The sequence below is a fragment of the Sphingomonas sp. R86520 genome, assembly GCF_042466285.1.
Classification (GTDB): Bacteria; Pseudomonadota; Alphaproteobacteria; order Sphingomonadales; family Sphingomonadaceae; genus Sphingomonas.
Map to the genome: position 1 here is coordinate 555,129 of NZ_JAXHBZ010000001.1, position 18,634 is coordinate 573,762.

18 protein-coding genes are annotated in these 18,634 nt (G+C 66.4%); 7 read left to right on the forward strand and 11 right to left on the reverse strand.

Features of this window, described 5'->3' with window-relative positions; all coding sequences use genetic code 11:
* Window positions 1–49: 49 nt before the first annotated feature.
* The 5 genes from SJY41_RS02750 to miaA all read right to left on the reverse strand — a co-directional run bounded on the left by SJY41_RS02750 (window position 50) and on the right by miaA (window position 5,620).
* The gene (locus tag SJY41_RS02750) at window positions 50–655 is read right to left on the reverse strand and encodes a YceI family protein (protein ID WP_380778858.1); all 606 of its coding nucleotides are present in this window, start codon (window positions 653–655) and stop codon (window positions 50–52) included.
* Between the two features lie 482 nt (window positions 656–1,137).
* Entirely contained in the window at window positions 1,138–2,157 is a 1,020-nt protein-coding gene (gene ilvC, locus SJY41_RS02755; RefSeq protein WP_380778860.1) for a ketol-acid reductoisomerase, read from the reverse strand.
* Between the two features lie 211 nt (window positions 2,158–2,368).
* Complete coding sequence (ilvN, locus tag SJY41_RS02760) at window positions 2,369–2,884, reverse strand: acetolactate synthase small subunit (protein ID WP_380778862.1); 516 nt, start codon at window positions 2,882–2,884, stop codon at window positions 2,369–2,371.
* Window positions 2,884–4,632: an acetolactate synthase 3 large subunit gene (locus tag SJY41_RS02765; RefSeq protein ID WP_380778864.1), complete on the reverse strand. Its 1,749-nt coding sequence runs from the start codon at window positions 4,630–4,632 to the stop codon at window positions 2,884–2,886. Before SJY41_RS02765 ends, ilvN begins: the two co-directional genes overlap by 1 nt.
* 82 nt (window positions 4,633–4,714) lie before the next feature.
* The gene (gene miaA, locus SJY41_RS02770) at window positions 4,715–5,620 is read right to left on the reverse strand and encodes a tRNA (adenosine(37)-N6)-dimethylallyltransferase MiaA (RefSeq protein WP_380778866.1); all 906 of its coding nucleotides are present in this window, start codon (window positions 5,618–5,620) and stop codon (window positions 4,715–4,717) included.
* 34 nt (window positions 5,621–5,654) lie between these two features.
* On the opposite strand from miaA, the gene serB reads away from it, so the two are divergent.
* Window positions 5,655–6,536, forward strand: coding sequence for a phosphoserine phosphatase SerB (serB, locus tag SJY41_RS02775; protein WP_380778868.1), 882 nt, complete (start codon window positions 5,655–5,657; stop codon window positions 6,534–6,536).
* Window positions 6,537–6,583: 47 nt separating this feature from the next.
* On the opposite strand, the gene SJY41_RS02780 is transcribed toward serB, so the two are convergent.
* Window positions 6,584–7,060 (reverse strand): hypothetical protein, encoded by a 477-nt coding sequence (locus tag SJY41_RS02780; RefSeq protein WP_380778870.1) that lies wholly within the window; start codon window positions 7,058–7,060, stop codon window positions 6,584–6,586.
* Between the two features lie 328 nt (window positions 7,061–7,388).
* Window positions 7,389–8,375 (reverse strand): SPOR domain-containing protein, encoded by a 987-nt coding sequence (locus SJY41_RS02785; RefSeq protein ID WP_380784038.1) that lies wholly within the window; start codon window positions 8,373–8,375, stop codon window positions 7,389–7,391.
* A 244-nt stretch (window positions 8,376–8,619) separates the two neighbouring features.
* Between SJY41_RS02785 and SJY41_RS02790 the strand changes: the two genes are divergently transcribed.
* From SJY41_RS02790 to SJY41_RS02800, 3 genes are read left to right on the forward strand one after another with little or no spacing between them, the layout of a single operon-like run.
* Complete coding sequence (locus tag SJY41_RS02790) at window positions 8,620–9,324, forward strand: AAA family ATPase (protein WP_380778872.1); 705 nt, start codon at window positions 8,620–8,622, stop codon at window positions 9,322–9,324.
* 4 nt (window positions 9,325–9,328) lie between these two features.
* The gene (locus tag SJY41_RS02795; RefSeq protein ID WP_380778874.1) at window positions 9,329–9,811 is read left to right on the forward strand and encodes a hypothetical protein; all 483 of its coding nucleotides are present in this window, start codon (window positions 9,329–9,331) and stop codon (window positions 9,809–9,811) included.
* Window positions 9,808–11,130, forward strand: coding sequence for an SPOR domain-containing protein (locus tag SJY41_RS02800; protein ID WP_380778876.1), 1,323 nt, complete (start codon window positions 9,808–9,810; stop codon window positions 11,128–11,130). The genes SJY41_RS02795 and SJY41_RS02800 overlap by 4 nt, the downstream gene beginning before the upstream one ends.
* 50 nt (window positions 11,131–11,180) lie before the next feature.
* Here SJY41_RS02800 and SJY41_RS02805 read toward each other — a convergent pair whose 3' ends face one another.
* Window positions 11,181–12,401 (reverse strand): dihydroorotase family protein, encoded by a 1,221-nt coding sequence (locus SJY41_RS02805; RefSeq protein WP_380778878.1) that lies wholly within the window; start codon window positions 12,399–12,401, stop codon window positions 11,181–11,183.
* Window positions 12,398–13,384: an aspartate carbamoyltransferase catalytic subunit gene (locus tag SJY41_RS02810; RefSeq protein ID WP_380778880.1), complete on the reverse strand. Its 987-nt coding sequence runs from the start codon at window positions 13,382–13,384 to the stop codon at window positions 12,398–12,400. The genes SJY41_RS02805 and SJY41_RS02810 overlap by 4 nt, the downstream gene beginning before the upstream one ends.
* Window positions 13,385–13,506: 122 nt before the next feature.
* On the opposite strand from SJY41_RS02810, the gene SJY41_RS02815 reads away from it, so the two are divergent.
* Window positions 13,507–15,033: a hypothetical protein gene (locus SJY41_RS02815; protein ID WP_380778882.1), complete on the forward strand. Its 1,527-nt coding sequence runs from the start codon at window positions 13,507–13,509 to the stop codon at window positions 15,031–15,033.
* Here SJY41_RS02815 and ruvX read toward each other — a convergent pair.
* Window positions 15,030–15,497 (reverse strand): Holliday junction resolvase RuvX, encoded by a 468-nt coding sequence (gene ruvX / locus SJY41_RS02820; protein ID WP_380778883.1) that lies wholly within the window; start codon window positions 15,495–15,497, stop codon window positions 15,030–15,032. The two genes, SJY41_RS02815 and ruvX, sit on opposite strands and share 4 nt — an antisense overlap.
* Entirely contained in the window at window positions 15,494–16,600 is a 1,107-nt protein-coding gene (locus SJY41_RS02825) for a DUF3089 domain-containing protein (protein WP_380778885.1), read from the reverse strand. The genes ruvX and SJY41_RS02825 overlap by 4 nt, the downstream gene beginning before the upstream one ends.
* Window positions 16,601–16,847: 247 nt before the next feature.
* Here SJY41_RS02825 and gatC point away from each other — a divergent pair, with 247 nt between their 5' ends.
* A complete protein-coding gene (gene gatC / locus SJY41_RS02830) occupies window positions 16,848–17,150 on the forward strand; it encodes an Asp-tRNA(Asn)/Glu-tRNA(Gln) amidotransferase subunit GatC (RefSeq protein WP_380778887.1) in 303 nt (100 codons plus the stop codon).
* Window positions 17,150–18,634, forward strand: a complete 1,485-nt coding sequence (gene gatA / locus SJY41_RS02835) for an Asp-tRNA(Asn)/Glu-tRNA(Gln) amidotransferase subunit GatA (RefSeq protein ID WP_380778889.1) — start codon at window positions 17,150–17,152, stop codon at window positions 18,632–18,634. The genes gatC and gatA overlap by 1 nt, the downstream gene beginning before the upstream one ends.

Below are 18,634 nucleotides of genomic sequence, written 5' to 3' on the forward strand. Positions count from 1 at the left end.
GATAGGGAATTTGTGGGTTGATTGCGCTCGTTGGAAGCGCGGGGCCAGTTTATTGCGCGGAGAACGCCGCGTTGATCGTCAGGTCGACCTTGTCCGACACCACCGGGGCGTAGGCGCCGATGTTGAAGTCGCTGCGCTTGATCGAGGTCGTCGCGCGGAAGCCGAAGTTCAGCTTCTTGTTCATCGGGTTCGCGCCGGCACCGATGAAGGTCGCCTGCAGCACGACCGGCTTGGTGACGCCCTTGAGCGTGAGGTCGCCGGTGATGGTGGCCTTATCGCCGGTCGCGACGACCTTGGTCGAGACGAACTTGGCGGTCGGATAGGTCGCGGCGTCGAAGAAGTTGTTCGACTTCAGATGGCCGGCGAACGGCGCTGCGGTGACCGAGAGCTGGTCGATCGCAAAGTTGACTTCGACCTTGGTCGCGTTCGGCTTGGCGGGATCGATCGTGATGCTGCCGCCAGACGCGCCGAGCTGCCCTTCGAGCATCGAGAAGCCCATGTGGTTAACCTGCCAGGTAACCTGCGTGTGGTTGGGGTCGACTGCATAGGTGCCGGCGGTGACGCGAGCCTTGACGGGGGCGCCGGGGACGGCGGCGGTCTGTGCCAGCACGGGTGCGGCGGTGAGGGCGAGGATGGTGGCTAGGACTAGGCGCATGCGGGGTCTCCTGTTTGACGCGCGATGCTGGCCGAGCGGAGGGGGCGCGTCAAACGACGTTATGCCAACGCTGTGTTTCGGAATTGGGTCGGTGGGGTGAGGGGCGTGGGCGAAGTAGAGGGCACCGCCAGCTCTCGTTCCCCCGCGGACGCGGGGGCCCAGCTAAACCACGATCACCGCCCGAGACCCTGGACCCCCGCGTTCGCGGGGGAACGGGATAGGCAACGATTGACGCTTCCCCCAAAACGCCACCACCCCGGCGAAGGCCGGGGCCCAGTTGGAAAGGTCGAGGTAACCGAGCGTCGTCTTCCGTTAGCAACGTCCCCCAACTGGGCCCCGGCCTTCGCCGGGGTGGTAGGGTAGGGCAGGCTTCACGCTGACCTCAGCATTTTCCCTACGCCAGCCCGTCGGACCCGGCGAAGCCGTCCCCTATGGGCAGGCTCCGTCGTGCCGGCCGGTCGATAAAGCGAAAACTGACGAAGTCAGTTTTTGGCTTTATCGACCAGCGCGTTCTTCCCGATCCAAGGCATCATGCCGCGCAGTTCCGACCCGATCTTCTCGATCGGATGCGCCAGTGCCTGCTTGCGCGCCGCCTTCAGTTCGGGCTGACCTGCACGGTTGTCGAGAATGAAGTTCTTCACGAACCGACCCGACTGGATGTCGGCGAGAACGCGCTTCATCTCGGCCTTGGTCTCCGACGTGATGATCCGCGGGCCCGTCGTGATGTCGCCATATTCGGCCGTGTTCGAGATCGAGTAGCGCATGTTGGCGATGCCGCCCTCATACAGCAGGTCGACGATCAGCTTGGTCTCGTGGAGGCACTCGAAATACGCCATTTCCGGCGCGTAGCCGGCTTCGACCAGCGTCTCGAACCCGGCCTGGATCAGGTGGGTAATGCCGCCGCACAGCACGGCCTGCTCGCCGAACAGGTCGGTCTCGCATTCCTCGCGGAAGTTGGTCTCGATGATGCCCGAGCGACCGCCGCCGACGCCCGACGCGTATGCCAGAGCGATGTCATGCGCGTTGCCCGACTTGTCCTGGTCGATCGCGATCAGGCAGGGGACGCCGCCGCCGCGGACATATTCGCTGCGCACGGTGTGGCCGGGGCCCTTGGGCGCGATCATGATGACGTCGAGATCGGCGCGCGGCTCGATCAGGCCGAAATGCACGTTGAGGCCGTGCGCGAAGGCAATCGTCGCGCCCTGCTTGAGGTTGTCGTGCAAATCGGCAGCGTAGATCGCGGCCTGATGCTCGTCGGGCGCGAGGATCATGACGATGTCGGCCCAGGCGGCGGCTTCGGCGTTCGACTTGACCGCGAAGCCAGCGTCGATCGCCTTCTTGGCGGTGGCCGAACCTTCGCGGAGTGCGATGGCGACGTCCTTGACGCCCGAATCGCGAAGGTTCTGCGCGTGGGCATGGCCCTGCGAGCCGTAACCGACGATCGCGATCTTCTTGTCGGTGATGAGGTTCAGGTCGGCGTCGCGATCGTAATAGACACGCATTGAAATGGTCCTTTCTGGAAGCATTGGATTTTGAAGCGTCGGAGCCCGCAAATCCGTCACGCCAGCCGGAAATCCGTCATGCCAGCGGAAGCTGGTATCTCATGCGGCTCTTGCGGGACAGGAGCCGGGGGAGACCCCAGCTTTCGCTGGGGTGACGGTTAGGGGCGGGGTGAGATGGAAATGGGTGTTGATGAAGCTTGGGTAGCGTAACTCAGGCCGGCTCTTTGCCGCGGGCGATCGCGACGATGCCGGTGCGGGCGACTTCGATCAGACCGACTTCACCCATGAGTTCGACGAACTTGTCGATCTTGTCGATGCCGCCGGTGACCTCGAACACGAAGCTCGATGTCGTCGCATCGACCACGCGGGCGCGGTAGACGTCGGCGAGGCGCAACGCCTCGATCCGGTGGTCGCCGGTGCCGCGGACCTTCACCAGGGCAAGCTCGCGTTCGACGTGCGCGCCCTGTGCCGTCAGGTCGGTGACCTTGTGGACGGGGACGAGCCGGTCGAGCTGGGCGAGGATCTGCTCCATCGTCGCCGGCGAAGCGCTGGTGACGATGGTGATCCGGCTGACCGACTTGTCCGCGGTGATCTCCGACACCGTCAGGCTTTCGATATTATAGCCACGCGCGGTGAACAGGCCGGCGATCCGGGCGAGGATGCCCGGTTCGTTGTCGACGATGACGGCGAGCGTGTGCCGCTCGGCCTTTTCCTGGGGAATGTGCATCAAACCAGCGCCTTCGCTTCGTCGTCCATCGTGCCGGACACTTCGTTCGCCTGCAGGATCATGTCGGTATGTGCCGCCCCCGACGGGATCATCGGGAAGCAGTTGGTCAGCTGCGACACACGGCAATCGACGATCACCGGGCCGTCATACGCCAGCATCTCGGCGATCCCGCTGTCGAGCTGGTCGCGGGTCTCGATCAGGATGCCCTTCCAGCCGTAAGCTTCGCCCAGCTTCACGAAATCGGGCAGCGAATCCGAATAGCTCTCGGCATAGCGGCTCTCATAGGTGAGCTCCTGCCACTGGCGAACCATGCCCATGTACTGGTTGTTGAGGATGAAGATCTTCACCGGCAACCGGTATTGCGATGCGGTCGCCAGCTCCTGGATGTTCATCTGGATCGACGCTTCGCCGGCGATGTCGATCACCAGCGCGTTCGGGTTGCCGAGCTGCGCACCGATCGCGGCGGGCAGGCCGTACCCCATCGTGCCGAGACCACCGCTCGTCAGCCACTTGTTCGGCTTCTCGAACCCGAAATGCTGCGCGGCCCACATCTGGTGCTGCCCCACCTCGGTCGTGATGATCGGCGAGCGCGCGTGCGTCGCGTCGAACAGCGCGCGGATCGCGCGCTGCGGCATGATCTCGTTCGGGTCGTTCTCGGGGAAGTCGAGACACTTCACCGCGCGCCAGCCGGCGATCCGACGCTGCCAGTCGGTCGTGTCGGGCTTCGGATGCTGGCGGCTTTTCCAGATCCGCACCATGTCCTCGAGCGCATGACCGACGTCGGCGATGATCCCGAGATCGACGCGCACGGTCTTGTTCACCGACGAGCGATCTATGTCGATATGCACTTTCCGCGAGTTCGGGCTGAACGCGTCCAAGCGCCCCGTCACGCGGTCGTCGAAACGCGAGCCGAGCGCGACCACGAGGTCGGCCTGGTTCATCGCCATGTTCGCCTCGTACGTGCCGTGCATGCCGAGCATTCCGAGCCACTGCGGCCCGGAGGCTGGATAGGCACCGAGACCCATCAGAGTCGACGTCACCGGCGCGCCGGTGATGCGGACGAGTTCGCACAGCAGCTGGCTCGCGGCGGGGCCCGAATTGATGATGCCGCCGCCGGTATACAGGATCGGGCGCTCGGCCGCGGCGAGCATGTCGACGAGCTGCTCGATCTGCGCCTGGTCGGCCTTCACCTGCGGGCGATAGGTCTTGTGCTGGATCGGCCCCGGCTTCTTGTAGCGCGCGGTCGCGACCTGCACGTCCTTGGGAATGTCGACGACCACCGGGCCGGGACGCCCCGAGGTGGCGATGTGGAACGCCTCGTGGATCACGTCGCCGAGCTTGGCGGGATCCTTCACCAGGTAATTGTGCTTCGAGCAATGACGCGTGATGCCGACGGTATCGGCCTCTTGGAACGCGTCGGTGCCGATCAGCGCGGTCGGCACCTGGCCGGTGATCACGACCATCGGGATCGAATCCATCAGTGCGTCGGTGATCCCGGTGACCGCATTGGTCGCGCCGGGACCCGAGGTGACAAGCACCACGCCGGGCTTGCCGGTCGAGCGCGCATAACCCTCGGCCGCATGCGTCGCGGCCTGTTCGTGGCGCACGAGGATGTGCTTGATCCGGCCGCTGCGGAACAGCGCGTCGTAGATCGGCAGCACGGCACCACCCGGATAGCCGAAGACGACCTCCACGCCGAGATCGCACAGCGCCTCGATCAGGATATCGGCTCCACTCTTCTCGGTCATTTCATATCATCCTTTGCGAGAACGCTGCCTTTAGCGTCTCGTGGAGGGGCCGGCTACCGATATAAAAGATGCGTGTCAAACATCATTTCAGCAATATAGTTTCAAATTGCTGCAAGCGCGTTGGCAGGTCGAGGGTTTCGGTGCGGGTCCAGGCGGCGGGCGGCTGGTGTCGGAGCCACGTATATTGGCGCTTGGCGTAGCGCCGCGTGGCGAGCGATCCGGCGGCAATGGCGGTAGCTATGTCGATTTCGTCGCGGACCAGGGCTGCGATCTCGGGAACGCCGATCGCGCGGCGGATCGGGGCGTCCCACGCGATGTCGGCGCGGGCGAGCAGCGCGGCTATTTCGTCGCGGCTGGTGTCGGCCATCTCGGCGAAACGCTGGTCGATGCGCGCGTTGAGCCAGTCGCGGTCGGGAATGAGAATAAGCGCGCGGACGTCGATCGTCTCGCCGATCCCGCCGACGCGCTCGGTCTGCCAGTCGGCAAGTCTGCGGCCGGTACCGCGGACGACTTCGAGCGCGCGGGCGACGCGGGTGGTGTCGGCTGCGTTGAGCCTCTCAGCAGCCTGCGGGTCGAGCAGGGCAAGCGCGGCATGCGCCTCGGCGACGGGGAGGGCGCGGACTTGCTCGCGAAGGTCCGGATCGATCGCGGGGACGGGGGCGATGCCGTCTAGCAGGGTGCGGATGTAGAGGCCGGTGCCGCCCACCAGGATCGGCAGCTTGCCCTCCGCCAGCGTGTCGCAGATCGCTTGCGTCGCCTCGGCGGCCCAGCGCGCGGTGGAGTAGGTGGCGTCGGCGGCGTCGACATGGCCGAACAGGCGGTGCGGAGCGCTGGCCTCCTCTTCGCTCGACGGGCGAGCGGTGATGATACGGAGGTCGGCATAGACCTGCGCGGAGTCGGCGTTGATGACCACGCCGTCGTGGGCGTTGGCGACGGCAAGCGCGAGCGCGGACTTGCCGCTCGCGGTCGGCCCTGCGATGAGCGCCACCTTCGGGAGCGCGCCCGTTGATTGGGAGATGGGTATGTTCACGGCAACGCTTATAGCCTCGGGCACGCTGACCGCAGGCGATATTTCGACCGCGATGGACCGCTTGCGCGACGCCGGCTGCGCACCGGGCGCAAGCGGCTGGATCGACCAGGGCGACGCCGCCGACCTGATCTTCGGGATGGCGCCGGACGCGGCCCGGGTCGCGCTGGAGGGCGCGTTCGCGGCGACCGACGTCGTCGTGCAATCGAGCCTTACGCGGACCAAGACGCTGCTGGTCGCCGACATGGATTCGACGATGATCACCGTCGAATGCATCGACGAACTCGCCGATTACGCCGGCATCAAGCCGCAGATCGCCGAGATCACCGAACGCGCCATGCGTGGCGAACTCGACTTCGAGGCAGCCCTCGACGCCCGCGTTGCTCTGCTCAAGGGCTTGGCGGAAAGCGACATCGAACGTTGTCTCGCCGAACGCGTCACGATCATGCCGGGCGCGAAGGCACTGGTGCGGACGATGCGCGCGAGAGGGGCACTCGCGGTATTGGTGTCGGGCGGGTTCACGCGGTTCGCCGAGCCGGTGGCGAAGGCAATCGGCTTCGATCGGGCGATCGCCAACGTGCTGCAGATCGAGGATGGCGTGCTGACGGGGACGGTGACCAAGCCGATTGTCGGGTCGAACACGAAGCTGACGACGTTGCGCGCGGCGATCGCTGAGCGGGGGATTGCGGTCGAGGAGTCGCTCGCCGTCGGCGATGGCGCGAACGATCTGGCGATGATCGAGGCGGCGGGGTTGGGCGTCGCGTACCATGCCAAGCCGATCGTGGCGGCGGCGGCGGCTGCGCGGATCGATCACGGCGACCTGACCGCGCTATTGTATGCGCAGGGGATCGCGAAGCAGCATTGGGTCGTAGACTAGTCGTCCTTGCATCCTCCCCCTGGCGGGAGAGGATGCAAGGGATACTCTTACCCCTTTGCCAGAGGCGTACCGCTCGCGTTGCAGACATAGGAGGCCAGTTCCTCGCGCAACGGCAGGCCTTCGATCGAGCGCAGCGGACCATCGTGCGCAATGTTGGTCTCGACCAGCGCCCGGTTCGAACCGACGCCGAGGACGTGGAACAATCGCTTGCCGCAATCGACCTCGGTACGCGCGTAGGCGACCTTGCCGTCATGCTCCTGGCGCAGGATCGCGATGATCGTGCCGCCGACCGCCTGCCGCTCACGCAGCAGGAAATGCTTCGAGGTCGGATCGGACGGGGTTGGGATCAGTCGCCCCTTTACCGTCAGCTGGTCGGGCTTCGGGACGGCGACTTCCGTGCTGGAAAGATTGCGCAGCGATACGCCGTTATCGGCCATCGTATCGGTATTCGCAGGCTGTTCGCCCGAACACGCGGCCAACAGCGATGCGCCGGCAACAGCCAGCGCCAAGGTCTTCAAATTCATCCATCTTGCTCCCGGTCGATGTCAGAACGAAACGACCCGGTAGCAGAATTGATCCGGCAGCGGTCAATCGGTCGTGGCGGATCGCGGCGCGACCGAACGCCGGTCCACCTGCGCGGCAGCCTTTTTCGGCTTCCTCGGTTCGCAGACCCGTCGGGTTGGCTGGCACGCGATGCCGACCGAAGAGCAACCCTGCAACCTCGTTTCCGTCGGGCACGCCCGACACTGTTGCCGGACCGAAATGCAGTCTGTCGGTGTCGCGAACAGCGCCAGCGTCAGGACTATCATCGCGGTTTCCGGGGCAGGCGGGGCGTGGACATCGCCGATCAGGTCAGGGCGCGACGACTACGCACGGCACACCCGCCGCGGAGCACGCGCGCGTCGCGTCCGCTTTCGAACCGAAACCGCCTGCCTGGAGGCGGGTAACGCCCGCGGATTTCGTATAGAATGGCTGGGCGCCGCCAAGCTTGCCACGGACCCGACCCCACAGGGATTCGGCATTGCCCTGATCGCGGAACGCGCCAAGCTGGACGCGCCAGTTGCCGGTCGCGCGCGCCGGCTCCGGCCTTGGCGACGGCTTCGCGGCAACCGCTTTGGCAGGTGCCGGCTTGGCAGGTCGCGGTGTGGCGGACGCCGGCTTGGCCGAAGGCTCACGGGTAGGTGCAGCAACGTGCGCTGGCAGCGAACTCTCCGGCAGCTTCGATGGACGGCGTGTCTCGGCGACCTGCGCAGGCGGCAGGTCGGTCGGGCGGACCGTCGGACGGGCCGTCGAACGCGATGCCTGGGCCTGATTCGCGCTCAGAGCATATTGCTGCGCGAGCGCGGTGCCCTTCTCCCGGTCGGCCGGCGATATGTACTGGTCCATCTGCGCCAGCGTTTGCGAAGCCGACTGAAGCCCTGCGGACGATGCGCGCGTCATCAGCGCATAGGCGCGCGGAAAATCTCGCGGCACGCCGTCGCCGTTGAACAGCATCGTGCCGAGCACCAGCTGCGTCCGCGGTTCGCCCCGCGCGACCGATTTCTCAAGCCACGGCAGCGCCTCGGACTTCTTGCCGGCCTGGAACAGCGCCAGGCCATAATTGTCGCTGGCCTGTACGTGCCCCTTCATCGCCGCCTTGCGGAACCAGCTTTCGGCCAGTGCTGGATCGAGCGGGACGCCGCGACCGAGCTTGTACGCCTGGGCGAGGTTGAACTGGGCGTCCGGATCGCCCGCGACCGCCAGCGGCCGCCATTCGGCGATGGCGCGCGGATATTCACCCTTCGCCCAGGCGTCGACGCCAGTCTTCACGTCGGCGATCGCCGGTGCCGCCACAAGCATGCTACCCACGGCAACCGCGCGCCAAAATGACCTTTGCCAAGCCGTCATTGCCGTCATCCTACAACCCTCATTTCAACTTCGGTTCACCATGCCGCCGCGCGTTGCGCAAGGTAAAGAGTGACTTAATCCATCGTTTTGGTTCCGTATGCGACGCAAGTTATACTGCATTAACCAGTCCTTAGACCTGTGGGTGGCATCCCCGGCTCGAATACCGGGGGGCCGGACCACCGGGAGCAGGGGACTTATGCGCGTTCTAGCGTTGGCATCGCAGAAAGGGGGATCGGGCAAGACCACCCTGACCGGACATTTCGCCGTCCAGGCGGAGCGTGCCGGTCATGGTCCCGTCGTGCTCATCGACATCGATCCGCAAGGCTCGCTGTCGGACTGGTGGAACGAGCGTTCCGCAGACGAGCCTGCCTTCGCGCAGACCACGATCGCCAGGCTCGCCGCCGATCTTGAGATACTTCGCCAACAGGGCTTCAAACTGGCGATGATCGATACCCCGCCCGCGATCACGATGGCGATCCAGAGCGTGATCCAGGTCGCCGAGCTGATCATCGTGCCGACCCGCCCCAGCCCGCATGACCTGCGCGCGGTCGGCGCGACCGTCGACATGTGCGCGCGGGCCGGCAAACCGCTGATCTTCGTGGTGAACGCCGCGACGCCGAAAGCCCGCATCACCGCCGAAGCCGCGCTCGCCTTGTCACAGCACGGCACGGTGGCGCCGATCATCGTCCATCAACGGACCGATTTCGCCGTGTCGATGATCGACGGGCGTACGGTCATGGAGCTCGATCCGAAGAGCAAGTCGACTGCCGAGATCGAGGCGCTCTGGAGCTATGTCTGCGATCGGCTCGAAAAGAACTTCCGGCGAACCGTGTTCAGCGTGCCGACTGCTGCCGTTGCCCGTTCCGTCGCAGGCGGCTTCGGTCGTCGGATCATGGTCTGAGATCTTGGTACGCGGCATTCCTCTCGCGACGTCGTCGTTGCTGGCCCGCAAGGGTGCGGCGCGGCCGGCGATGATGCCGGAGGCATGCGATTCGTCACTGTCGGCGAACGGCGACGCTGGCGGTGGAGACGACGCCGCGCCGATTCGCTGCGCAACCGAACCGGTGTCGTCGCTCGCCGCAGGACATCCGCTGAAAATCGAATTGCGACCGATCCCGGCGATAGCGGTTTCGGTTGCGGACGCGGCGCGGATCGCCCGGGATGTGGCCTCAAAGGCCAGACACAAGCGCGCAGCATTCACGCTGCGGCTCGACGCCGATCGGCACTTGCGGCTTCGGCTGGCGAGCGCGGTCGCCAACGCATCGTCGCAGCGCCTCGTCACGCAGGCGCTCGACGCCTTTCTACACACGCTGCCGGAGGTGGACGCGCTGTTGGCGCAACTACCGCCCGGCAAAGCCCAAACGTCAGAACAGGGATCATCCCGATGAACACGCGCTCACTTCTCCTCGGTGGCATGGCGGCCCTCATGCTCGGCGGGACGATGGTCGGCTGTGCCGCCAACGGCGGCGGCGTGGCCTCTGCCAGCGATCGCAGCGGCGCGCTTGCGGCCAAGGACGCGGCGGCGAAGGCCGGCAATGCGCAGACGGCACTGGCCCGGCGCGACGGTCCGACGGCGGTAGGCTACGCGGAAGGCGCAGTCGCGTTGATGCCGCGATCGGCGGAATACCGCATGTTGCTCGGCCAGAGCTACCTTCAGGGCGGCAGGTTCGCATCGGCCTCGCATGCTTTCGCAGATACGCTGGCGCTCGCGCCGACCAACGGCAAGGCGGCGTTGAATCTGGCATTGTCACAGGTTGCGACGGGCGACTGGCAGGCGGCTCGGCATACGCTGGAAATCAACGCGGCGATCATTCCAGCCGTCGACCGTGGTCTGGCGCTGTCGTTGGCGGGTGATACCGCGGGCGGGATCACGGTGTTGACTGCGGTGGCGCGGTCGCCCGAGACGAACGCGAAGGTCCGGCAGAATCTGGCGCTGAGTTTTGCGCTCGCCGGGCGCTGGCAGGAGGCGCGGGTCGTCGCGGCCGCGGACATGGTGCCGGCCGACGTCGATGCGCGGCTCGAGCAATGGGTGGCGTTCGCGCAGCCCGTGCACGCGTCGGACCAAGTGGCCGGGCTGCTCGGCGTCCGCGCGGTTGCCGATGCGGGACAGCCGGTGGCGCTGGCGTTGAGCGAGCCTGGGCTTGCCGCACCTGGCGTTCCCGAGCAGGCCTTGGCGACGGCCGATCCGGTTGCGGCCCAGGCGCCGATCGTGATGGCCTCTGCAGCAGTCGCCGGACCGGTTGCGGGTGTGTCGCAGGTTGCCTTCGGTCCTCGGCAGGAGGTCGTGCAGGCGCTCCCCCCGATGCTGCTGCGATCGCAGCGAGGACCGATCAAGGTCGCCTCGGCTCCGGCCGTATCGGCGCGCGCGATGGCCGCCGCGACCTATGTGGCGAAGGCGCCAGCGACGGGCAACTGGTATGTCCAGCTCGGCGCGTTCGAAAGCGCGGGCGTAGCCCGGGACGCCTGGGGTCGTGCATCGCGCAGGTTCGCGGTGCTTGCGGGCCACACGCCGAGCGGGATGTCTTTCAAGGTGCGCGGTGAGGACTATTATCGCCTGTCGATAGGCGGCTTCAGCCGTTCGGCGGCGGATGCGATGTGCCACCAGTACCGCGCCAAGGGCGGCACCTGTTTCATCCGAACGAGCGCCGGCGACTCTATGGCGCAGTGGCTGCGCAAGTCGGGCATGCAGATGGCGTCGCGGTCTTAGGGCTGGTCTTCGTGACCCCGTCCTCCCTGCCAGGGGAGGACGGGGTATTCTTACCGAACCTCGCGGCCGCCTTTCCAAAGGCGCAGCACGCGACCCTGTACCGGCAGGCCATCGAACGGCGTATTCCCCGCCTCGGCCTTGAATGCGTCGCCGACGATCTGCCACGGCGCCTGTTGATCGAACAGCAGCAGGTCGGCCGGCTTGCCGACTTCCAGCGTACCCGAATCCAGCCCGAGCACGCGCGCCGGATTGCGCGCGAGCAAGGCGAACAGGCGTTCCAGCGTCAGATGTTCGTCGCGCACCAGCATCAACGCGAGCGGCAGCAAGGTCTCGGCGCCTGCCATGCCGCTCGTCGAATCGGCGAACGGCAGGCGTTTCTCTTCCGGTCCGCGCGGCTCGTGCCCCGAGCACAGGACGTCGATCGTCCCGTCCGCAATCGCGTCCAGTGCCGCTCGCCTGTCGCTCTCGGCTCGCAGTGGCGGCGAGAGCAGCGCGAACGACCGGAAGTCGCTGACCGCGATCTCGGACAGGTGCAGATGTGCGGGCGTGATGCCGCACGTTACCGCCACACCGCGACGCTTGGCGGCGCGGATCAGGTCGAACCCGGCGGCGGTCGTCACCTGGCGGATGTGAAGACGCGCGCCGGTATCCTCGGCGAGCATCAGGTCGCGCGCGATCGCGAGCGCCTCGGCAACGGCAGGCGCTGCGGGCAGGCCAAGGCGCGTGGCGGTCTCGCCCTCGGTCGCGACTGCGCCAGCGGTCAGTCCGCCATCCTCGGCATGCGCGATGACCGTCACGTCGAGATCGCGTGCATACGCCAGCACGCGCCGCATCACGCCGCTGTCGGCGATCCAGCGCTTGCCCGTCCCGACCGCCTTCGCGCCCGCCGACAGGCAGATCGCCATTTCGGCAAGGTCATGACCTTCGAGGCCGCGCGTGGCGGCGGCGATCGGATGGATCCAGAGGTCGGGTTTGCCGATCAACGCGGCGCGCTGGACGATGCCCGGATCGTCGAGCACTGGGGACTGATCGGGCATGAGGCCGATCCGCACGATGCCGCCAGCGCGGAACGCCGCGCGATCGACCTTCGCCACACCGAGATCGACGATGCCGGGCGCGACGGTCTTGCCCGCGCAGTCGACGGTTTCGGCATCGGCCGGAATGTCGACGATACCGGTCGCAACGATCACGCCGTCGCGAACGAGCACATTGCCCTTGGAAACGCCGCCGACCGGACAGGCGAGCGTCGCGTTGGTGAGGGCGACGATCATGCCCAACCCTCCACACCGCGCGCTCTTCGGGTGAGCACGTCGAGGCAGGCCATGCGGACGGCTACCCCCATCTCGACCTGTTCGGTGATCGCCGACCGCGCGTGATCGGCGACCGCGGAGTCGATCTCGACGCCGCGGTTCATCGGACCGGGGTGCATCACCAGCGCATCCGGGCCCGCCTTCGCGAGCCGATCGAGCGTCAGGCCGTAGCGGAGCCGGTACTCGCGCGTGGAGGGGACGTACGCGCCGTCCATCCGCTCGTTCTGCAAGCGGAGCATCATCACCACGTCCGCGCCCTCCAGCGCCTTGTCGAAATCGGCGAACGGCGTAACACCCATGCGCTCGATCATCGGCGGCATCAGGGTCGAAGGCGCGCAGACGCGGACCTCGGCGGCCAGCGCGGTCAGCGCCAGGATGTTGGACCGCGCGACGCGGCTATGCAGCAGGTCTCCGCAGATCACGACACGCTGCCCCGCGATCGAGCCCTTGCGCCGCCGGATCGTCAGCGCGTCGAGCAGGGCCTGGGTCGGATGCTCGTGCCGGCCATCGCCTGCGTTCAGGACGGGGCAGTCGACCTTGTCGGCGATCAGCCGCACCGCGCCGCTCGACATGTGCCGGATCACGATCACGTCCGCGCGCATCGCATTCAGCGTCATCGCGGTATCGATCAGCGTCTCGCCCTTCTTCACGCTCGACTGCGCTGCGTGCATGTTGACCACGTCCGCGCCGAGCCGCTTGCCGGCAATCTCGAACGACAGGAGCGTGCGCGTGCTGTTCTCGAAGAATGCGTTGATCTGGGTGAGGCCGGCGAGCCGCTTGTCAGGGGTCGCGTGCGTCCGGTTGGCACCGACCCACGTCTCGGCCTCGTCAAGGAGGAACGCGATTTCGTGTGGCTGAAGCCCGTCGATGCCGGTGAGATGCCGGTGCGGGAAGACGGCGCCGCCTTCGATGAGGGCGGCGGGGCGGTGATCTGACGTTCGCATTAAAAGCGCGGGATAGTGGCCAAGGGTGAAGGGAGCAAGTGCCGCAAGCGTGCAGGGGGACGGCGTGATGGTTAACCGGAATTTAGCGTGGGTGTGAGAGGGCGTTCGGGACAGGGGGAATGATGCGGAACGAAATGGTGGACGCGGCCGGGGTACGTTGGTGGGAAACGCGGCGCTTCGCTGTCGCGATGATCCTGTTGTCCGCCGTGCCATTATTGTGGCCGGCGCTGCCCCCGCTCGGCGACCTGCCCGGACACATGGGCCGGTGGCATATCGCGATGGCGTTGCCGACCTCGCCCGATCTCCAGCGCTATTATGCCTATCACTGGGCGCTGATCCCCAATCTCGGAATGGACCTGCTCGTACCAGCGCTGACGCGATTGTTCGGGCTCGAACCGGCGACAAAGCTGGCGGTCATGGCAATCCCGATGCTCACCGTGGCGGGAATTTTATGGACCGCGCGTGAGGCGCATGGGCGAGTACCGCCGACCGCGATCTTCGCGCTGCCGCTCGCCTATGCCTGGCCGTTCCAGTTCGGCTTCGTGAATTTCGCCCTGTCGCAGGCGCTGGCGTTCTGCGCGCTGGCGATGTGGATCAGGCTGGGGCGGCAGGATCGCCTGATGGTGCGCGCGATCGTGTTCGTACCGATATCCTGTGCGGTCTGGATTTCGCACAGCTTTGGCTGGGGGCTACTGGGGCTGATGGCGGCGGGGGCCGACTTGGCGCGATATCGCGTGGCCGGGCGGCGCTGGCCCGTGGCGCTCGGGCTCGCGGCATTCCAATGCGCTTCGCTCGCCATGCCGTTGCTCATCATGATCGCGTCCGCGGGGAAAGGCGCGGGGGGCCTCGGGGCGGCGGACTGGTTCAATGTACCGATCAAGACCTTGTGGCTTCTCTCGCTCTTCCGCGACCGCTGGCAGTGGTTCGATCTGCTGTCGTTGCTGCCATTGATCCTCGTGCTGTATTTCGCTTTGCGAAGCCGGCGGATGGGGTTTTCGGCCCTGCTTGGCTGGCCTGCGCTCTTGTGCCTGGCTGCCTTCGTCGTTCTGCCACGGTTGCTGATGGGCGGGGCCTATGTGGACATGCGAATGGCACCAGCGGCGATGATGCTCGGGCTGATCGCGATACGGCCGACGGATGCTGGCTGGTCCCGGATGCTCGCGGCGATGGCGGTAGGGTTCGCGCTGATTCGTCTGACAGGGACCACGGCCAGTTTTGCAGAGCGCTCGATCGAACAGCAGCGCGAGCTCGCGGCAATCGCAGCTCTTCCGCAGGGGGCGGCGGTGCTGTCGCTCGTCGCGCGGCCTTGCAACGGTGCGTGGACCGATCTCAGGCGCGATCATCTTCCCGGTCTGGCGATCGTGCGACGCGACGCGTTCACCAACGAGCAATGGGCGATCGAGGGGCAGCAGGCGCTGCACATTCGCTACAAGATTGCCGCGCCCTACACCTCGGACCCTAGCCAAAGCGTCTATCCGTCAATCTGTCCCGACATTGGCTCGAATTTCGCGACAGCGATCGCGCATTTTCCTCGTGCCGCATTCACGCATGTGTGGACGATCGGTTTTCCGCCTGGCGCGGCGAAGGCGGCGGATCTTCGCCTGATATGGACCAACGGTCAGTCCACGCTCTACCGGGTCGTGCGCTAGATCTGTGCCGTCACCAGCGCGTCGATCGCGCCCTGGAGAATGTAGGCGGCGGCCATCTTGTCGACGAGTTCGGCACGTTTGGCGCGGCTCGCGTCCTGTTCGATCAGCGTGCGGGTGACGGCAACGGTCGACCAGCGTTCGTCCTGGAGAAGGATGGGGAGGCCCATGTCCTTGAGGTTCTGTGCGAACGCGCGCGTCGATTGCGAGCGCGGACTCTCGCTGCCGTCGAGGTTGATCGGCAACCCGATGACGAGCCCGACGACCGCCTGCGCCTTGATGATGTCGGCGAGCGCGGCCTTGTCCTTCTGGAATTTCGTGCGGCGGATAAGGAGCGCGGGGCTCGCGAACGACCAGCCCGCATCGCAGAGCGCGGTGCCGATCGTCTTGGTGCCGACGTCGAGGCCGATCAGCCGGCCGCCGTTCGGGAGTGCGTCACGGAACTGCGCGGCGGAGAGCGTGATCATTTGAAAGCCTTCAGGCGGCGGTTGGCGTCGGCACGGATGTTCGCCCAGAACAGGCTGTAATCGTAGACGTGGTAGTTGTTGCCGGGCAGCACGTACGGGCCGAGGTTCGGGCCCTCGCCGATCAGCAGGAAGCCGCGGTCCGCACAGCGCGCGGGGACGCTGCCGATTGCCATCGTCGCGGTTTTCAGATCGGCGGACGGGACCAGCGTGCCAAGATTTGCGGTGGCAGGCGCGACCGCGTCGGCGGTGCCGGTCAGCGGGTTGGTGCAGACCATCGGCGTGGCCTTGCGCGGCTGTCCGTCGAAACCGGTAGTCTGGTCGTAGGTGTCGACGATCAGCGACGGATCGGCGGGTTCGGCGAAACTCTCCCACGACAGGATGCAGCCGGTCTGGTCCGCAGCGCGGCATTCGGGCAGGCCCATGCGCGGCAGGTCGGTCGCGCGCGAAACGGGCCAGCCGACGACATACGCCGCGACGATCCGTGCCTTCAGCTTCGGGTCGGTGGCGATCCGGTCGCGGAGCAGACGGGTGAGGTGGAGCGCACCCTGGCTGTGGCCCGCGAGGATGATCGGGCGGGTCGGGCCGACCTCCTTGAGGAACCGGTCGAATGCGGCGGAGACATCCCCGTACGCCAGCGCCAGCGCGCGTTCGCTATCTGCGGCGCTGGTCAGGAACGCGCCGAACGTCGCCTGACGATAGCGTGGTGCCCAGATGTCGCCGGCCTCGTTGAAGGCGCTTGCCTGGCCGCGAAGGAACAGTTCTGCCCGCGCATTGGTCTCGGGGTCGTCAATCGGCGCGTTCCAGTGGTCGCGATTGATGTACGAGGTCGGGTGGATGAAGAAGATCGCCGCGCCCGTGCCGCGCTCGCCGGGCGCGTAGCCGGGCGGCGTCCACAGCGCGGGATTGCCGGGCGCGTCGGGGCGGGCGAGCCACATGATTTTCCGCGCGTAGATGTTGCGCGGGGCTTCGCGTTGCGCCTGGAAAGTCTCGCTCGGGACCATCGCCACGCGCATCAACTGCGTGCCGAACAGGCGGTAGGCGAGCAGCGCGGCGATCGCGAGGACGATCATCGCGGCGACGAAATAGAGAAACTTGCGGGCCAAGCGGGACCTTCCGTGCAGGCGGTCCGGCTCCCGTGCCGTATGCGGGGGAAGGTTGCAATCGGTGCGTTCTTGTTGGGGAAACCGGCGGCGGCCCGGAAAAGGCTGGTTCCCCCGCGGAGGCGGGGGCCCAGGATCTCGGGCGGTATCGTTTGTAATCCTGGGCCCCCGCCTCCGCGGGGGAACCAGAAGGGGGCAGGGAGCTAGAAGGGTGTTGCGCCCCTGCTGCGGCGGGTGCTAGCCGCAACCCATGTCCGTAGATACTGCAACCGTGAAGCGGATCGCGAGCCTTGCGCGCATCGCGATCACCGACGAGGACGCCGCCCGCATGGCGCCGGAACTCGGAAACATCCTTGGCTGGATCGAGATGCTGGGCGAGGTCGATACGACCGGCGTCGAGCCGATGACCGCCGTCATCCCCAACACGCTGCGGATGCGCGACGACATCGTCAACGCCGACCCGCTGACCGGCGGCGGCATCCGTGAGCAGGTTTTGGCCAATGCCCCGGTGGCCGAACACGGGTTCTTCGCCGTGCCGAAGGTGATCGAATAATGACCGACCTTACCGATCTCGGGATCGCAGGCATCCGCGATGGCGTGCGCGATGGCTCGTTCAAGGCGCGCGAAGTTGCCGATGCGTTCATCGTGAAGGTGAGCCAGGCCAAGGCGTTGAACGCGTTTCTTGTCGAGACGCCCGAACACGCGATCGCCGCCGCCACTGCTGCGGATACCGCGCGCGCAGCCGGCGAGACGCTCAAGCCGCTAGCTGGCGTGCCGATCGGCATGAAGGACCTGTTCTGCACTAAGGGCGTCACGACGACCGCGGCGAGCCACATCCTCGAAGGCTTCACGCCGACCTACGAGTCGACCGTCTCGCAGAATCTCTGGGACGCGGGCGCGGGGATGCTCGGCAAGCTGAACATGGACCAGTTCGCGATGGGCTCGTCGAACGAGACCTCGGCGTTCGGCAACGTGATCTCGCCGTGGAAGCGCAACGATGGCGGTAATGCGTCGCTGGCACCGGGTGGGTCTTCGGGCGGTTCGTCGTCGGCGGTCGCGGCACGGCTCTGCCCCGGCGCGACCGGCACCGACACGGGCGGCTCGATCCGCCAGCCCGCCGCCTTCACCGGCATCTCCGGCATCAAGCCGACCTACGGTCGTTGCTCGCGCTGGGGGACGATCGCGTTCGCCTCGTCGCTCGACCAGGCGGGGCCGATGGCACGCGACGTCAAGGACTGCGCGATCCTGCTCGAGGCGATGGCCGGGTTCGATGCGAAGGACGGCACCTCGCTGCAGCTCGACGTGCCGAAATGGGAAGCGGGTTTGTCCGGCAATCTCAACGGTCTGCGCGTAGGTATTCCTAAGGAGTATCGCGTCGACGGGATGCCCGAGGAGATTGAGGCGCTCTGGCAGCAGGGCATCGACTGGCTGAAGGATGCCGGCGCGACGATCGTCGAGGTCTCGCTCCCGCATACCAAATACGCACTGCCGGCCTATTACATCATCGCGCCTGCCGAAGCGTCGTCGAACCTCGCGCGCTATGACGGCGTCCGCTACGGAATTCGCGACCTGCCGACCGGCGCTGGCTTGCAGGACATGTACGCCGCGACGCGTGCGGATGGCTTCGGCCCCGAGGTGAAGCGCCGCATCATGATCGGCACCTATGTGCTGTCGGCCGGTTTCTACGACGCGTATTATACGCAGGCGCAGAAAGTCCGGACGCTGATCGCGCGCGATTTCGAACGTGCGTGGGAAACGTGCGACGTTCTTCTCACCCCGACCGCACCGTCGGCGGCGTTCGCGCTCGGCGAGAAGTCGGCCGATCCGATTGCGATGTATCTGAACGACGTCTTCACCGTGCCGTCGAGCCTCGCAGGCCTGCCGGCGATGTCGGTGCCGGGTGGTCTGGACAAGCAGGGTCTGCCGCTCGGGCTACAGATCATCGGCAAGCCGCTCGACGAGCAAGGCGTGCTGAACGCAGGGCTCGCGATCGAACAGCGAGCAGGATTTACCGCGCGACCAGAGGCTTGGTCGTAA

Coding starts and splice junctions, on each gene's coding strand:
- SJY41_RS02805 (WP_380778878.1), bottom strand. CDS start 12,401: ATGATCGTCGCCCTCACCAACGCGACGCTCGCCTGTCCGGTCGGCGGC.
- ilvN (WP_380778862.1), bottom strand. CDS start 2,884: ATGCACATTCCCCAGGAAAAGGCCGAGCGGCACACGCTCGCCGTCATC.
- SJY41_RS02800 (WP_380778876.1), top strand. CDS start 9,808: ATGAACACGCGCTCACTTCTCCTCGGTGGCATGGCGGCCCTCATGCTC.
- ilvC (WP_380778860.1), bottom strand. CDS start 2,157: ATGCGTGTCTATTACGATCGCGACGCCGACCTGAACCTCATCACCGAC.
- SJY41_RS02785 (WP_380784038.1), bottom strand. CDS start 8,375: ATGCTTGTGGCGGCACCGGCGATCGCCGACGTGAAGACTGGCGTCGAC.
- SJY41_RS02780 (WP_380778870.1), bottom strand. CDS start 7,060: ATGAATTTGAAGACCTTGGCGCTGGCTGTTGCCGGCGCATCGCTGTTG.
- gatC (WP_380778887.1), top strand. CDS start 16,848: ATGTCCGTAGATACTGCAACCGTGAAGCGGATCGCGAGCCTTGCGCGC.
- ruvX (WP_380778883.1), bottom strand. CDS start 15,497: ATGATCACGCTCTCCGCCGCGCAGTTCCGTGACGCACTCCCGAACGGC.
- SJY41_RS02815 (WP_380778882.1), top strand. CDS start 13,507: ATGCGGAACGAAATGGTGGACGCGGCCGGGGTACGTTGGTGGGAAACG.
- serB (WP_380778868.1), top strand. CDS start 5,655: ATGTTCACGGCAACGCTTATAGCCTCGGGCACGCTGACCGCAGGCGAT.
- SJY41_RS02810 (WP_380778880.1), bottom strand. CDS start 13,384: ATGCGAACGTCAGATCACCGCCCCGCCGCCCTCATCGAAGGCGGCGCC.
- SJY41_RS02790 (WP_380778872.1), top strand. CDS start 8,620: ATGCGCGTTCTAGCGTTGGCATCGCAGAAAGGGGGATCGGGCAAGACC.
- gatA (WP_380778889.1), top strand. CDS start 17,150: ATGACCGACCTTACCGATCTCGGGATCGCAGGCATCCGCGATGGCGTG.
- SJY41_RS02750 (WP_380778858.1), bottom strand. CDS start 655: ATGCGCCTAGTCCTAGCCACCATCCTCGCCCTCACCGCCGCACCCGTG.
- SJY41_RS02765 (WP_380778864.1), bottom strand. CDS start 4,632: ATGACCGAGAAGAGTGGAGCCGATATCCTGATCGAGGCGCTGTGCGAT.